19 protein-coding genes are annotated in these 15,911 nt (G+C 40.2%); 8 read left to right on the top strand and 11 right to left on the bottom strand.

What is annotated here, in order from left to right; translation table 11 throughout:
* Positions 1–59 precede the first annotated feature (59 nt).
* The 9 genes from rpiB to RE409_RS26655 all read right to left on the bottom strand — a co-directional run bounded on the left by rpiB (position 60) and on the right by RE409_RS26655 (position 8,223).
* The gene (gene rpiB, locus RE409_RS26615) at positions 60–506 is read right to left on the bottom strand and encodes a ribose 5-phosphate isomerase B (protein ID WP_053348478.1); all 447 of its coding nucleotides are present in this window, start codon (positions 504–506) and stop codon (positions 60–62) included.
* A gap of 125 nt (positions 507–631) precedes the next feature.
* Positions 632–1,921 (bottom strand): methyl-accepting chemotaxis protein, encoded by a 1,290-nt coding sequence (locus RE409_RS26620; RefSeq protein WP_309558305.1) that lies wholly within the window; start codon positions 1,919–1,921, stop codon positions 632–634.
* A gap of 23 nt (positions 1,922–1,944) precedes the next feature.
* On the bottom strand, positions 1,945–2,388 hold the full coding sequence (locus tag RE409_RS26625) for a low molecular weight protein arginine phosphatase (protein WP_201187486.1): 444 nt from the start codon (positions 2,386–2,388) through the stop codon (positions 1,945–1,947).
* Between the two features lie 259 nt (positions 2,389–2,647).
* A complete protein-coding gene (locus RE409_RS26630) occupies positions 2,648–3,214 on the bottom strand; it encodes a manganese efflux pump MntP (RefSeq protein WP_053348475.1) in 567 nt (188 codons plus the stop codon).
* Positions 3,215–3,289: 75 nt separating this feature from the next.
* The gene (locus RE409_RS26635) at positions 3,290–4,339 is read right to left on the bottom strand and encodes an L-threonylcarbamoyladenylate synthase (protein WP_309558306.1); all 1,050 of its coding nucleotides are present in this window, start codon (positions 4,337–4,339) and stop codon (positions 3,290–3,292) included.
* Positions 4,340–4,632: 293 nt separating this feature from the next.
* Complete coding sequence (spoIIR, locus tag RE409_RS26640) at positions 4,633–5,517, bottom strand: stage II sporulation protein R (RefSeq protein WP_309558307.1); 885 nt, start codon at positions 5,515–5,517, stop codon at positions 4,633–4,635.
* A 161-nt stretch (positions 5,518–5,678) separates the two neighbouring features.
* On the bottom strand, positions 5,679–6,548 hold the full coding sequence (prmC, locus tag RE409_RS26645; protein WP_274607087.1) for a peptide chain release factor N(5)-glutamine methyltransferase: 870 nt from the start codon (positions 6,546–6,548) through the stop codon (positions 5,679–5,681).
* The gene (gene prfA, locus RE409_RS26650) at positions 6,541–7,611 is read right to left on the bottom strand and encodes a peptide chain release factor 1 (RefSeq protein WP_201188143.1); all 1,071 of its coding nucleotides are present in this window, start codon (positions 7,609–7,611) and stop codon (positions 6,541–6,543) included. Before prfA ends, prmC begins: the two co-directional genes overlap by 8 nt.
* A gap of 156 nt (positions 7,612–7,767) precedes the next feature.
* Positions 7,768–8,223, bottom strand: a complete 456-nt coding sequence (locus RE409_RS26655) for a hypothetical protein (RefSeq protein WP_201187489.1) — start codon at positions 8,221–8,223, stop codon at positions 7,768–7,770.
* A 349-nt stretch (positions 8,224–8,572) separates the two neighbouring features.
* Here RE409_RS26655 and RE409_RS26660 point away from each other — a divergent pair, with 349 nt between their 5' ends.
* The 8 genes from RE409_RS26660 (at position 8,573) to RE409_RS26695 (ending at position 14,292) form a co-directional block, all read left to right on the top strand.
* The gene (locus RE409_RS26660; RefSeq protein WP_053348471.1) at positions 8,573–8,875 is read left to right on the top strand and encodes an urease subunit gamma; all 303 of its coding nucleotides are present in this window, start codon (positions 8,573–8,575) and stop codon (positions 8,873–8,875) included.
* A gap of 17 nt (positions 8,876–8,892) precedes the next feature.
* Positions 8,893–9,216: an urease subunit beta gene (locus RE409_RS26665; protein ID WP_201187491.1), complete on the top strand. Its 324-nt coding sequence runs from the start codon at positions 8,893–8,895 to the stop codon at positions 9,214–9,216.
* Positions 9,213–10,925 (top strand): urease subunit alpha, encoded by a 1,713-nt coding sequence (gene ureC, locus RE409_RS26670; protein WP_201187493.1) that lies wholly within the window; start codon positions 9,213–9,215, stop codon positions 10,923–10,925. The genes RE409_RS26665 and ureC overlap by 4 nt, the downstream gene beginning before the upstream one ends.
* An 11-nt stretch (positions 10,926–10,936) precedes the next feature.
* Complete coding sequence (ureE, locus tag RE409_RS26675) at positions 10,937–11,392, top strand: urease accessory protein UreE (protein WP_053348468.1); 456 nt, start codon at positions 10,937–10,939, stop codon at positions 11,390–11,392.
* A complete protein-coding gene (locus RE409_RS26680) occupies positions 11,385–12,071 on the top strand; it encodes an urease accessory protein UreF (protein ID WP_053348467.1) in 687 nt (228 codons plus the stop codon). Before ureE ends, RE409_RS26680 begins: the two co-directional genes overlap by 8 nt.
* 34 nt (positions 12,072–12,105) lie before the next feature.
* Positions 12,106–12,717 carry an urease accessory protein UreG gene (gene ureG / locus RE409_RS26685; RefSeq protein ID WP_056524172.1) on the top strand — a complete coding sequence of 204 codons (612 nt, stop codon included), beginning with the start codon at positions 12,106–12,108 and terminating at the stop codon, positions 12,715–12,717.
* Position 12,718: 1 nt separating this feature from the next.
* On the top strand, positions 12,719–13,543 hold the full coding sequence (locus RE409_RS26690) for an urease accessory protein UreD (protein WP_309558308.1): 825 nt from the start codon (positions 12,719–12,721) through the stop codon (positions 13,541–13,543).
* Positions 13,544–13,812: 269 nt separating this feature from the next.
* On the top strand, positions 13,813–14,292 hold the full coding sequence (locus RE409_RS26695; RefSeq protein WP_201187495.1) for a hypothetical protein: 480 nt from the start codon (positions 13,813–13,815) through the stop codon (positions 14,290–14,292).
* A 76-nt stretch (positions 14,293–14,368) separates the two neighbouring features.
* On the opposite strand, the gene RE409_RS26700 is transcribed toward RE409_RS26695, so the two are convergent.
* Together RE409_RS26700 and RE409_RS26705 are read right to left on the bottom strand one after the other, a co-directional pair.
* Positions 14,369–14,974 carry an ABC transporter ATP-binding protein gene (locus RE409_RS26700; RefSeq protein ID WP_201250228.1) on the bottom strand — a complete coding sequence of 202 codons (606 nt, stop codon included), beginning with the start codon at positions 14,972–14,974 and terminating at the stop codon, positions 14,369–14,371.
* Positions 14,964–15,884, bottom strand: a complete 921-nt coding sequence (locus tag RE409_RS26705) for an ABC transporter ATP-binding protein (RefSeq protein WP_201254108.1) — start codon at positions 15,882–15,884, stop codon at positions 14,964–14,966. The genes RE409_RS26700 and RE409_RS26705 overlap by 11 nt, the downstream gene beginning before the upstream one ends.
* Positions 15,885–15,911 lie beyond the last annotated feature (27 nt).

Below are 15,911 nucleotides of genomic sequence, written 5' to 3' on the forward strand. Positions count from 1 at the left end.
TGTCCTTGTTCTAAATCTGCACATCTTATCGCTTAAGAAGGGCATTCTAGTGATTTAAATTAGGAGTGTTTTCCTTCATACTCCGCTATCTTACCAATCCTGTTTTCATGACGGCCGCCTTCAAATTCTGATGTCAACCATGTTTGGGCAATTTCCCTGGCAAGCCCAGGACCAATTACACGTTCCCCCATCGCCAACATATTGCTGTCATTATGCTGACGAGTCAATTTCGCACTATACACATCATGAACCAATGCACAACGTATCCCTTTAACCTTATTCGCTGCAATGCTCATTCCAATACCTGTACCGCATATTAGTATTCCACGATCAAACTCACCCTGCGCTACTTTTTCGGCAACTGGCAAAGCATAATCCGGATAATCCACGGATGTACTACATTCACAGCCAAAATCCTCAAATGGAATATTTAACTCATTCATTAAATTCTTTATTTCTTCACGGATTTGAATACCACCATGATCCGATGCAATTGCAACTTTCATCAAAATCCTCCTCTAGCTGTTTTTATTTGATTTTATTGTGTCACAAAATTGTGAAAAGATAAAGTGAAGCTATAGGTTTCCGCCCATATAGAAACAGGAAACCTACACTGGTTTCCTGTAAAAATTTAAGTATGAAAGCGTGTAATGGTCTGTTTCAATTTTTCTGCTTGCTCTTTAAGCTCCATAGCCAATTTTTTTACGTTTTCCATAACCTTTGCTTGTTCATGAGTCGTAGCCGTTACTTCTTCCGCTCCAGCAGATGTTTCTTCTGCAATAGCAGCCACTTCTTGAGACTGCCTTGATGTTTCTTCAACACTTTCCATTTGACGATCAACAAGCTCAGTAATATCTTTTACCGCAGCGACAACATTATGTACTGTTTTTGTCATTCCTTCTATCGCTATATCCGTATTAGTACCTTTTTGGGCTTCTTTATTTGCCAAGATGACCTGTTCGCCAATTTGTTTAACAACAGCCTGTACCTCAACCTGAATATTTTGAATCAAACTTGAAATGCCTTGAACAGCTTTAGCGCTCTCATCAGCTAACAGACGGACTTCTTCCGCCACAACAGCAAATCCTTTCCCATTTTCTCCTGCTCGTGCAGCTTCAATGGAGGCATTCAATGCAAGCAGGTTCGTTTGTGCTGCAATATCGCCGACAAGCTCAATGATTTGTTCTACCTTTTTCGCATTTCCCTCTAAACGCTTGACTGTTTTTAGGGACTGTTGGTTTTCTTCAGCCAATTGTTTAATGCCGAAAACTAAGGAATTAACTACTTCTTTACTCTGAGAAAGCTCTGCAGCCATTTCACTGGATATAACAACAGATGCCTTCGCTTTATTTTGAACCTGTTGGGCAATCATGATGACATCATCAATAGATTCAGCCGTATTCATGATGGAAACAGCCGAGGTATCAGCACCTTTGGATATTTCCTCAATGGTTCTAGCAATGTTTTCTGCCTGTTCAGATGCTTTTGAGGATTCTTGAGAAATATGGATGACCTTGTTATTGGTCTCTTGGAAATTTTCTTCAATACTTTGCACCATTTCCCGCAGGTTAAAAAGCATATGGTTAAAAGCTGTGCCTAATGATCGAATCTCATCATCCGTCTTAGATAAAACTACTTCTTCGTTAATACTTCCCTGGGCCGTACTTAACGCCACTTTTTCTAATCTTTGCAGGGGTTTAGTAATAAGACTGGCTGCAAAAAACGCAAGAATTCCAGACCACAATATGCCTAATAGCAGTGTCCCGACACTAAAACTTATCGAACTCATGTTTTTAAAAAACATTGGATGGACCACGAAAATAAAAAATGCCGAGGTTGAATAAGTGATTAAAGCAAGGACTGTGATAAAGATAACTAATTTTTTTCGTAACCCAAACTTATATTGAGTTCTTTCCGCCATTCTTTCCCCCCCTGTAGATTTGTTTACTTTTCCAGACTTTTTACTAATTCTTCTATTAAATCTTGAAGCTCCCTGAACGTTTCCCGATAAAGGTCTTCCGGGCCACCAAACGGATCTATTATGTCTCTATCATGTTTATCGTCATTAACAAATTCTTTTAAAGTAAAAGTTTTATCAATAATATGGGGGAATGTACTCATAATGGCCGCTTTATGCCCTTCCGTCATGGTAAAAATATGAGTAGCCCAATCTATTTCCTTCTCAGATAAAGGTGTTGAGGAATGATTATGTGATATGTTATTTTCAACTAATACACTTTTAGCATGCATTGAAGCGTCTTGGCCAGCTGAAGCATATACGCCAGCAGATCTCACTTCGATACCTATAATATTCTTGTTTTTTAAAATTGCTTCTGCCATGGGGCTTCTGCACGTGTTACCGGTACATACAAATAATACTCGGATCATTTTAACGTCCTCCTTTTTTATCCATTATAAGCTATTGCCCCATTTTTAATAGTCAAAATAAAAGCACTCTTATTATTAAAATATCATAATAAATTCACTTCAAACAAAAAAATTAAGTCTATTTCGTAAACCCTTTATCCTATAAGATAAAACCATCTTTCTTCCCCTTTTTCCGCAGTGAAATGTTTAAAAGAGAAAAATAAAAACCGCCCCGGTAATTCGGAACAGTTGAGGAAGGACAGATATGAAATTAGGTGCATCAAAAGGAGAATAATAGTTTTAGACCAAACGCACACAGAATACTACCACCAAGGATCTCACTGTAAACCCCCAGTAACCCCTGCATCTTTCTCCCCAGCAAAAGTCCCGCCCAGGTTAAAAAAGTGGCAGCCATTCCAAAACAGAGAATGGTCAAAATCGTTTTAGCTCCATAAATCCCTAGCGTTAACCCTACCGAAAAACTATCCAGACTTACCCCTAGAGCAAATATAAACAGACCTTTTCCGATAGGAGCGAGCATCTTATTATCTCTATTTCCAGCTTCTCCCCTTTTACCGGGAATAAACATCTGGATGCCCAAAATTAACAGCAATAGACCGCCAGCGTATGTAGCAAATGTTCCGAATTTATCAGAAATGAAACGACCTGCCCCCATACCTAGCAAGGGCATCCAAATATGAAAAAAGCCTACAGTTAGCCCTATAAAAAGGATTTGCCTTAACCTTAGCTTAAACATCCCCATTCCAAGGCCGACAGAAAAGGCATCCATACCCAACGCAAAAGCCATTAGCAATAAGGTGATGATTTCTCCAGCGAATGTATTCATTCCATACCTCCCTCGGACGTACCTACTACATGTTATGCATGTCCGAAAAGAAATAGAAGAATAAATCAGTTCTTATTACGCATGTTCTTCTATGATTTGATGACCTGCAGCCTTCTCGAGCCGGTTCATAACCGCAACCCCTATACCAGACTCAGGAAACATTTCGCTAAAAATGATATCGACATCAAGTACATCAAATTGTCGTAAAGCATCATATAGCCCTGCTGCAACTGTATGTAAATCCGCTAATGATCCAGGAGCAACAATATAATCCGCCTTATATTCTCGTTGATGTTCAGTAGGTGTTATCACACCGACTTTTAACCCATCACCTCTTTTTTCATCCACAAGCTTCTGAAGGAAAGCTTGATTACCCTTTACTAAAAAAAGAGGGGCTTTCGGTGCATAGTGGGTATATTTCATACCCGGAGCTTTTGGTGCTGCATCCTTATGTTTCAAGGCAGCGTCTTGTCTAACTGTTCCAATGACTGCTTCCAGTTGTTCAACTGTCACGCCACCCGGTCTTAAAATAACAGGCACTTCCTCCGTGCAATCAAGCACGGTAGATTCAACGCCTACACCTGTGGTCCCACCATCGACGATGCCCGCAATCCGGCCCATTAAATCATCCACAACATGTTTAGCTGATGTGGGGCTTGGTTTCCCAGAGGTATTTGCACTTGGAGCAGCAATAGGCAGATTACTTGCTTGAATAAGACCTAGGGCAACCTGATGATCTGGCATCCTCACCGCGACTGTGTCTAAACCCGCCGTCACTAGGTTTGATAGCTGCCCTGGTTTCCGTTTCATAATCAATGTTAAAGGACCCGGCCAAAATTCCGCTATAAGTTTCCTTGCCTGTACCGGAATCTCTTCAACAATATCTTTCAACTGTTCTTCAGTAGCTATATGAACAATTAAAGGGTTATCACTCGGACGCCCCTTCGCTTCAAACACTTTTTTGACAGCCTCGTCACTTTTAGCATTAGCTCCCAGCCCATATACGGTCTCCGTTGGAAAAGCAACCACTTGATCAGCCTTTAATAATTCAGCTGATTGTGTAATTTGGGGATAACTTTGTAAATTATCCACATTTTTATCCACTAACCAAATTTTCGTTTTCATCGTAAACACCTTCACCTTTTAACATTACTTATTTTATATAATTGCTTTTATATGAACGATATTTCAGTCTTATCGTACTATTATTTCTTAAAATATACTTTGAAAGTATAAAAGAAGTATACACATAATTCAAGTGTTATCCACAAATTGTGGATAATTGTAACGAAACGGTGGATAACTTTGTGGATATTATGGATTATTGACAGACTTTTTCGATATTTTGTTAATAACTCTGTGGATATGTATTATTACATTTATCTAATCGTAAAAAAACGAGGGCAGATGCCCTCACTTTAAAAAATCTCATTGAAAATTTCTGCAAATAAGGACTTCACTTCCACCTCGGGTTCCTTTTCCCCTTCATATAATTGTTGACCTCGGTCAGTAGATGCCGTCAAATTATCGCTTGTATCTTCAACGTTCTCTTCGATAACTTTCTGTGTCACTTCTTCCTTAACCTTTTCTTCTGTCACTTCCTCTTTTACACTTTCCTCTATAACTTCTTCTTTAACTTTTTCCTCTGGCGCTTCCTCTTTTACACTTTCCTCTATAACTTCTTCTTTAATCTTTTCCTCTGGCACAACTTTCTCTTCATTCGTTGCAGCATATGCCTTCCCTTTTGAAGTCACTGATTCTTCATCTTCATCCTCGACAATTGGACTTTGGCTTACAGCTGTCCCATTTGAAAAATCCAGGAAACATAATGGAGGAAATAACACACACCACCAATTAGCCCCTTCCCCTTCACCAAGTGTGATAATCACCGCTTCATAATCACCTGCAGGATATAAATACTGACCATAAAGCTTTGTCGGGAATTCCGCCTGTCCAAAATCGACGTTGACTGACTGTTCCAAACCATTTTCCCTCACTACTGCCTCCGCTGTTGCTTGGATATCTGGTAAATGCGAAGTAATCACTTCCCTCGCCTCATCCAAAGAGGTAAGCTCCTGAACCCACTTCGTAATATCTTCATTTACTTTATCTCTAATCAGGCGCTTAACAGCTTGATCCTCTTCTGTATCACTATTAGCAAGTATTCGCAGACGAATTGCTTCATCCGGAATCACCATAGTTTCTTCCGCACTGACCGCCTCCGCTTTAGGCATATATATACTTACAATTGTTCCTATTGTTAAGATTAATAGATAGATAATGGCTAAATGTTTAGTTTTCATCGCCCTCGCCCCCTCACACAAATTAGTCTCGCCAATTTTCCGTTATCTTAAACTAGTAAAAGTAAAAAAGAGGATAACTAAAAATATAGATTCTAAAAGGTATATTGGGTGAAGCACGTTACATTCCAAACAAAAAAAATCCGTCTCACATATGAGACGAATCATTTTAATACAGCAAAGACCATTCGATCCTTTTTGTTAATGTCATTTTCAATGGACACTTCTGCCGCAGGAAATGTCCGCTTTAAGAGACCAGCAACTGCCTGACCCTGTCCAGTGCCTACCTCAAAGCCAATCAGTCCCGGTACTTTCATAACAAGTGGCAATTGTTCCATAAATCGGCGATAGAAGTCTAAACCATCGACACCAGCGAATAACGCACGATGTGGTTCATGATCAGTTACGACCACTGACATGGATTTTTGATCATCATTTGGTATATAAGGAGGATTCGATAAAAGGATGTCCACCTGATTGTTCTGCTTAATGAATGGCTGCAGCAAATCGCCTTGCACAAACTGTACCTCAGCTCCAAGTAACTTGGCATTCTTTCTCGCTACCTCAAGTGATGGATCTGCTATATCCGTGGCTGTCACCAGCAAGCCTGTTTCTTCAAGCTTCATCGTAATTGCAATCGCACCGCTGCCCGTCCCAATATCCGCTAAGCTTAGCTTCTGTCCCTTCGTAAAAATGTTAGGGAGCTTGCGAAGTGTATAATAAATTAATTCTTCTGTTTCAGGTCTTGGAATCAACACTTCTTCATTAACAAGGAAGGCCCGTCCATAAAATTCTTCACTGCCTGTAATATATTGAACAGGGGTCCCATCAACATGTAGCTCAACAGCGGACTTAAATTGTTCTAACTCCTCTTTACTGAGTTCATAATGGAGATTGGCTAATAGCTGGGAGCGAGTTTGCTTTAAATAATGCTGCAACAAAATTTCTCCTGCATTAGCATCCCGATCATTTTCTTTTAAAAAAGAAGAAGCCCATTTAAGGACTTCGAATACTTTCATTACAGAATTATTCATCTGCATTTTCCAGTCTTGAAGATTGATCTTCCATGATTAAGGCATCCACGACATCATCCAGCTTACCTTCCATAATTTGATCCAGCTTTTGAATCGTTAAGCCGATACGATGGTCGGTAACACGGTTTTGCGGGAAGTTATACGTACGAATCCGTTCTGAACGATCACCCGTTCCAACGGCAAGCTTCCTGTTTTGGTCATATTCCGCCTGTACTTCGCGATGAATTTTGTCATACACACGGGCACGCAAAACTTTCATTGCTTTTTCTTTGTTCTTGATTTGTGATTTTTCATCCTGACAAGATACAACGGTATTTGTTGGAATATGCGTCAATCGCACCGCTGACATTGTGGTGTTAACACTCTGTCCTCCTGGGCCACTCGACGCAAAGGTATCTACACGAACATCCTTATCATGGATTTCAACTTCCACTTCCTCAGCTTCCGGTAAAACGGCAACCGTAGCCGTGGACGTATGAATCCGTCCGCCTGATTCAGTTTCAGGTACACGCTGCACGCGATGGGCTCCATTTTCGAATTTCAACTTTGAATATGCACCGTTACCATTAATCATGAAAATGATTTCCTTATAACCACCAAGCCCTGTAGGACTTGATTCAATAACTTCAGTCCTCCAGCCTTGCACCTCAGCAAAACGGCTGTACATACGGTATAGACTACCTGCAAATAAGGCCGCTTCATCTCCGCCTGCCGCTCCGCGGATCTCCATGATTACGTTTTTATCATCGTTAGGGTCTTTTGGAATAAGCAATATTTTCAGCTTATCTTCAAGACCTTGTATGGTCTCTTCAAGTTCATTAATCTCTTCTTTAACCATTTCACGCATATCCGCATCAAGTTTGTCTTCAAGCATCGCCTTGGCTTCCTGGAGTTGCTCACGAACTGCTTTATACTCTTTATACGCTGAAGCCGTCTCCTGAATACTGGATTGCTCCTTAGAATATTCCCTTAGCTTCTTTGAATCATTAATGATTTCAGGGTCACTCAATAGTTCATTCAATCTTTCATATCTATCTTCTACAGCCTGCAGTCGATCAAACAAATTATTCACCTCATAAATTTTCCAAAACATCTACATGAAACGAGTTGGAAGTAATCCATCCTTTTTAACTATAAATAAGTGCCCCAACCGAGTTCACTTCTAGCTTAATTATAGTATAGGTGAATAATCAACGTCAAAGAGGATTCAAAATTGTGGTTATTTCTTTAATTTTACATCTATATTATATTGGGGAACAACCCTGGTTATCATGTCCTGAATTCGCTGCTTTTCCTCCTTTCTTTCTTCATCCGTCTTGATTTCACCTTTATCATGGACCGTAACATGTATGGTATTGCCATTAAACCATACGGAGCCTGCATCATAATTAGTTTCCGATTTAACGATTGATCGGATTTTATCTATTTCCTGCCCCATGGATGGAGAATTATTGGATGTTTGATGCGGAGTGTTGAGGACTTGATCCGATGGCCGTTCCGCTTCATTGTCCCAATCATTATTAGATACACGTTTTAAACTTTTGCCAACAAAATCTTTGCCATCCCGGGATTGATCCCCATATTCCGAATCATTATTTATTGCATTGTCATTTTGACTGCATGCTGTTAGTGCAGCAAGAAGAAAAGCAGTCATAAAAATCAGTATTGATTTCATATTTTTTCCCTCCATTTTGGTTATGTTTATAAAGAGCGTTTCCTCTTCAGCTTTCCCAAAATGAAGCAAAATGTATCTTTTATTTCTCTTCCCTCTTTTTTACAAAATGCTCGACTTAATCTTAATGATTAAAGTTTATTGCAAATGTCAACATTTTGAATAATTTTTATTTTTAGTTCAAACCGCATTGCGTTAAACTTCATCTTAAAATCTTTGTATGTTAAAATCCTTTTGAAAGGATTATCTACATGGATTTAGGAGAAAATGAATAAAGGGTAATAATTAGCTCCCCTTTCTTCCAAATAGGGAGTTTTTTTATTGTTTGTAATTACAACAGGAGGATTCAACTATGCATTTATTGCCGCGGGAAATCGACAAGCTTATGATAGTGGTGGCAGCGGATCTTGCTAAGCGCCGAAAAGACAGAGGATTAAAGTTAAACCATCCGGAGGCTGTCGCCCTCATCACTTATGAGGTAATGGAAGGGGCAAGAGACGGGAAAACTGTAGCCCAACTTATGGAGTATGGGGCTTCCATTTTGACACAAGAAGATGTCATGGAAGGAATACCTGAAATGATAGATGATATTCAGGTTGAAGCAACTTTTCCAGATGGAACGAAATTGGTGACTGTCCACAGCCCGATACGATAAATAGGAGGGATAGCTATATGTTGCCAGGAGAATATATTTTAAAAGAAGAAGAGATTATTTGTAATGAAGGAAGAGAAGTATTCACCATTTCTGTTACTAACGCCGGCGACCGCCCTATTCAGGTCGGATCACATTTTCATTTCTACGAAGTAAATGAAGCACTCCAATTTAATAGGAAGAAAGCTTACGGAAAGCGATTAAATGTCCCTGCTGGAGCGGCTGTTCGTTTTGAACCCGGGGATGAAAAAGAAATACAGCTTATAAATTTTGCAGGAGAACGGCGTATATACGGGTTCAATAATAAAGTAGACGGCAAATTAGAGAGTGAGGATGAATCATGAGTTTTAAAATGTCCCGAAAACAATATGCTGAAATGTACGGACCAACTACTGGTGACTCTATCCGCCTTGCTGACACAGATTTGTTTATTCAAATTGAAAAAGATTACACTTCATACGGAGAAGAAGTTGTCTTTGGCGGCGGAAAAGTCATTCGGGACGGCATGGGCCAGCACCCCCTTGCAACTCGTAAAGACGGTGTGGCAGATACCGTTATAACGAACGTAGTAATTTTAGATTATACAGGAATTTGTAAAGCAGACCTAGCCATTCGAGATGGTAAAATTTCTGGAATTGGTAAAAGCGGAAATCCACTCGTTATGGACAATGTGGATATTATTATTGGCGCATCTACAGAAATAATCGCCGGTGAAGGTTTGATTGTGACAGCTGGTGCCATCGATACCCACGTTCATTTTATTAATCCGGAACAAGTACAGGTAGCACTAACATCTGGAACAACAACATTAATCGGGGGCGGTACAGGTCCTGCAGCTGGATCTAAGGCAACTACGGTTACTCCGGGTGAATGGAATATTCACCGCATGCTTGAAGCTGCTGAAGGCCTCCCAATAAATATTGGATTTACAGGTAAAGGACATGCTGCTTCCATTGAACCCTTAACCGAGCAAGTTAGAGCTGGAGTTATCGGATTAAAAGTTCATGAAGACTGGGGAGCTACTGGTTCATCCCTTGACTACGCACTACAGGTAGCAGACGAATATGACATTCAAGTTGCCCTGCACGCAGATACATTAAATGAAAGCGGATTTATGGAAAATACCATGGCCGCAGTAAAAGACCGAGTTCTTCACATGTACCATACTGAAGGCGCAGGCGGTGGCCATGCACCTGATTTAATCAAATCAGCAGGTTACCATAACATTCTGCCTTCATCAACGAATCCCACCCTCCCTTATACCGTTAATACTATCGACGAACACCTTGATATGGTCATGGTTTGCCATCATTTAAATCCTTCTGTTCCAGAAGACATCGCTTTTGCAGATTCTAGAATAAGAAGGGAAACAATTGCAGCAGAAGATATCCTTCACGACATGGGCGTATTTAGCATGGTAAGCTCTGATGCCCAAGCAATGGGCCGGGTAGGAGAAGTCGTTCTACGCACATGGCAAGTAGCAGACAAAATGAAAAAACAAAGAGGCATCCTGTTTGGAGATAGCAAATATGCCGACAACAACCGGGCTAAGCGCTATATCGCCAAATATACTATTAATCCAGCCATTACACATGGGATTTCAGAGCATGTTGGTTCTATTGAAGTTGGAAAATTGGCAGATTTAGTCCTCTGGTCTCCAAAGTTTTTTGGCGTGAAGCCAGAAATGGTGCTTAAAAACGGCCTTGCGGTTACTGGGTTAATGGGTGATGCCAATGCATCTATCCCGACACCACAGCCGTATATTTATCGTCCAATGTACGCTCAGTTTGGAAAGGCCTTAGCAAAAAGTTCGGTTACTTTCATTTCTCAAGCAGCCTACGATGATGGTGTTCATGAAAAACTTGGACTACATAAAATGATTCTACCTGTTGGCGGAATTCGGACTCTAACTAAGAAAGATATGAAATTAAATGCTGAAACACCTGATATTACAGTTGATCCGCAAACATATGAAGTAAAAGTAAATGGAGAACTCCTGACATGCGAGCCGGTTGATACGGTGCCAATGGGTCAGCGATATTTCCTATTCTGAGGTGAAAAGTATTGATTATAGAAAAAGTTGTCACTAACTTAGAAAAAATGGATACAAACGAAATTAAAAAGCGTCATATAGAAAAAGTGTACTTGGAAAGCGCACATTTAATGAAGCGAATTCAACGGGTCAAAACGGATCACGGCAATGAGCTTGGTATTCGCTTAAAAGAGCATCGAGACCTTTTAGCTGGAGATGTATTATACATGGATGATAAAAATATGATCGTCATAGATGTGCTATCAGATGATTTACTTGTTATCTCCCCTCGAAGCATAAAAGAAATGGGGACAATCGCCCATCAACTTGGCAACCGTCACCTCCCTGCTCAATTTGAAGAAGATGATATGTTGGTCCAATATGACTATTTGGTTGAGGAATTACTTCAAGAACTCGGAATTCCTTTTAAACGGGAAGAACGAAAAGTGAAACAAGCGTTCCGTCATATAGGCCACAGTCATGAATAACAATATTCTCTCTTTGTTTCAGCTATGCGACTCTAATTTACCTACCGGCGCTTTCAGCCATTCTTTCGGCCTGGAGAGTTATATACAAGAAGATCAAGTTAAGGACCAGGAGACATTTTTCCAGTGGCTTAAAGTGTATTTACATGAGCAGCTCATCTACTCAGATGGGCTTGCCTCTCGTCTCGTTTACGAAGCTCTTATGGATGAGGATATTCAAGAAATATGGAACCTGGATCGCCTATTAACTGTCCAAAACTTGCCGAGGGAAACGCGGGAAGGAACACAAATGATTGGGGATCGAATGCTAAAACTCACAGAATCGCTATACGGTATGCCAATCCTCTCACAATATAGAGCGGAAATTAAGAGAAAGAGTTCATTCGGCCATCCCGCTATTGTATTTTCGATGGTAGCACATGGGCTTGGGGTAACAAAACCAGACACCATCCTCTACTATTTGTATTCTGCTATTTCCAGCCAAGTTCAAAATGCGGTACGGGCCATTCCTCTTGGACAAACAGCAGGCCAAACAATTACTCACAATTTTATACCAGAATTAACACAGGCTGTGGAAAGAATTCTGCAACTAACGAAAGATGATTTTGGCATCGTTTCTCCTGGTATTGAACTGTCTCAAATGAAACATGAACGCGTTAACATTCGAATATTTATGTCTTAATTTTTTTGAAAGAATCAGTAAAGGGAGTGTTTTAATGGAACCAATAAGAATCGGTGTTGGAGGACCTGTTGGAGCAGGTAAAACAATGCTTGTAGAAAAATTGACACGCCATCTCGAAAATGAAATAAAAATGGCAGTTGTCACAAACGATATTTACACAAAAGAAGACGCTAAATTTTTAATACAAAATGGTGTTCTTCCAGAGGATCGGATCATTGGTGTAGAAACGGGCGGCTGTCCTCACACCGCCATTCGCGAAGATGCTTCCATGAACTTCGCTGCTATCGATGAGTTAATCGAGCGTCACCCGGACGTTGAACTTATTTTTGTTGAAAGTGGCGGAGACAATCTTGCAGCTACTTTCAGCCCCGAACTAGTTGACTTTTCTATTTATATTATTGATGTTGCCCAAGGGGAAAAAATCCCCCGCAAAGGCGGACAAGGTATGATTAAATCTGATTTGTTCATCATTAATAAAACGGACCTTGCTCCATATGTCGGTGCCAGCCTTGAAGTAATGGCAAAGGACACTAAAGTATTCCGTGGTGACAAACCATTCGTTTTTACCAATTTAAAAAATGATGATGGCCTTCCTGAAGTAATCGACTGGATTAAGCAGCATGCTTTATTAAAAGGTTTAGATTAATATGACAGATTGGACTGGCACTTTATCTCTGGACCTAGAAGAACGGAAAGGGAAAACCGTCGCAAAAAGGGTGTATTTTCAAGGTGCACTCAAAGTTATGCGACCGATTTACTTTGATGATTCAGGTCAGGTCTGCTATTACCTTCTAAATCCCGGCGGCGGCTATTTAGACGGCGATCGATACAAGATGGAGATATCAGCCGATGAAGGCTCTAAAGTTACTTTAACTACCCAATCTGCGACAAAAGTATATAAAACGCCGAAAGGCTATGCCTATCAGGAAACCCAAATTCACTTGCAAAAAGGCAGTTATTTAGAATACCTTCCAGATCCGCTAATTGCTTATGAAAATGCTCATTACAAGCAAAAAAATGTAGTTCATATGGAAAGTGGAGCAACGTTTATTTACACAGATATTCTCACACCTGGCTGGTCCCCGGAGGGTAAAAAGTTTAGCTATAATACCATTCAATTAGTTACTGAGGTTTATCTGAATGGTAAACTTGGTGTGTTTGACCATATCAAATTAATGCCAGAACAACAAACACTTTCGGGTCTAGGTTTCATGGAAGGCTATACTCACCTAGGCTCTATGATTGCGGTCAGCGAATATACCAATAATTCTCTTCTCGATGAGTTGTATGAAGTGATTCAAATAGAAGAATCGAGTTTTAAATTTGGAATTTCAAAGCTAGCCGTGCCAGGCTTTAGCATACGAATCCTAGCCAACTCTACCCAAGTCATTGAACGAATATTGGATCAGTGCCAAAAGATCCTCAGCGAGAAGTGGAATAATCGTGCACCAAGCTTTTTACGGAAATATTAATACATTCATCGGAGGCTGCTCCTTTAAAAGGCACAGCCAGATGAGCCATTGTATATTGTATTTATTTTGAGTTCCTAAATTCACATTACACTGTGCTATTAAAGACCGATTTCCCATGAACTGCGCCCTTTAAATGACAGTCTTAAATAAAGACCTATATAATAGGCAATTAATAGATTACTCCGGTATTTTACCGATCTTGTAACTCAATATTTACGATAATCTAGGAAAAATATTTAAGTAGAAACTTTCGTGAGAGGGGATACAGTATGCCTGAAGATAAGAATACAAAACCCGAACTTGAAGATTTTGAGGTAGAAACAGTGTTTGAGAACCGTGTTCACGAGCGACACGCATTCACTTTTAAGGTCCAAGGAGAGGAATTCAAGGGGCATTTTCATGAGGATGAAATTCATTGGCTCCACCCTCACCCAAAACAAATGATTGGTGGAAGTAAAGTGGACATTATTGAAACTACCATACATTCATTAATGCGACACTATGGAATTTCAAAAGAGATTAAAGACCTTGAATTAAAACCAGCATTTGAAGACCGGGTACATGAACGCAGACAATTTTCTTTGCAAGTGCAGGGAGAGGAATTCAAAGGCTTTGTTCATGAAGGAGAAATTCAATGGTTCCATCCTCAGCCAAAGCAAAAGCTTGAAGAGGATCTGGTTGAGGCAATTGAATCAGAAATCCATGAAAAAGTAGCGGAACACGAAAATAATAGTAAAGAGAATGATTAGAAATAGATAATATAAGAAAGGAGGTCTCTGTTAAAGAGATCTCCTTTTCGAATGTCATTCAATTAATTTCTTTATCTCAACTAAAATCATTTAAATCAATCACACGTTGACAAAGTCTTTGCATAAGCTTAGATTCATGAGTTACAACTACTATTCCCATCTTTCTCTTTTTAGCAATTTCAATGACCGCATGCCAGATTTGAGCTTGTGTGATTGCATCAAGCATTGTTGTCATTTCGTCTGCAATTAGAAATCGAGTATTGGGTCCTAATGCACGGGCAACACAAAATCGTTGTAGCTCTCCTCCCGATAGTTCGTTAGGCCATCGTTCTAGCCACTCCCGATCAATTCCCAGTAATTCTAACACCTCTTTATTGGGTTTCCATCCTTCATTAAGAATCTTGTGCATCTTCCATCGTGGATTAATCGCTTTTTCTGGATGCTGAAAGATCAATTGAACAGGATGATATCCTTTCTTTGGTAATGGAGCACTATTAAAGGTCACAGTTCCCTCAATTGGTGTCTCAAAACCCGCTAAAATCCGGCAAAAAGTTGTTTTCCCACATCCACTTGGACCAGTGATGCCAACGATTTCTCCTGGCTCTAGCGTTAAATTGACTCCTTGAAACAGCCATGGTCCATTTCCATATCGAAATCCGATGTCTTTTGCTTCAAGTTGCATGAATACACCTCACCATTCCCCCCCTAAGTTTTCGCATTTCAGGTTGTACTTGCCGGCATTCAGGTGTTGCCATTTCGCAACGTGGTGCAAACAAACATCCCGCTGGTAATGAACTTGGATGAGGTTGCGAACCTGGAATTGGAATAAAATCATTTTGAGGTAATGCTCTCCACAAAGCCTTACTATAAGGATGCCGTATTTCCTCACCGTGACCTTTAAAGTTCTCCACTGGAGCTACCTCTACTGTAGTTCCTGCATAAAATACGGCAATTTTATCTGCAATATTAAGGGCCGATTCAATATCATGAGTTATCAGCATCACCGCACAACCATTGTCGGCAACCTCTCTAAAATTATTTAGCGCTTCCTTTATTACATCGGGGTCGAGCCCTGGAGTAGGCTCATCCGCAATAATCACCTTTGCTCCGCTTACCATTGCAGTGGATAGAAGCGTCCTCCTGGCCATACCTCCAGAAAGTTGAAATGGATACATTTTCTCAACCTCTTGCCTTAAGTGATAGCGCTCAAAAACCTCTCGTTGAACCGATACAGCATCCCCATTTTTTACAGAAGTACGGACTTGACTTCCAACACGCATGAGTGGGTCTAGAAAGTTTACCGATTGTGGTACAAGAGCAATTTCCTTACCTCTTAATACAGTTTGCCGATCAGGGGTGAGTTCCTCTCCCGCATATTTAATTACTCCACTTATACTTGCATTTCTCGGCAATATTCCTAGAATGGCATGTGCGAGCAGACTTTTTCCCGATCCACTCGCTCCAACAACAGCAAGAATCTCACCTGCCTCAAGAGTAACATTTAAACTTGATATAACTTTATGAGTTTTCTGTTTAAGTCCAGTATATTGCTTAAAAGATACTGATAAATTTTCCACTTCAAGAATAGGCATTTGTTAACTCCTCTTAATATTGAACGT

Source organism: Peribacillus sp. R9-11 (assembly GCF_031345095.1).
Classification (GTDB): domain Bacteria; phylum Bacillota; class Bacilli; order Bacillales; family DSM-1321; genus Peribacillus; species Peribacillus butanolivorans.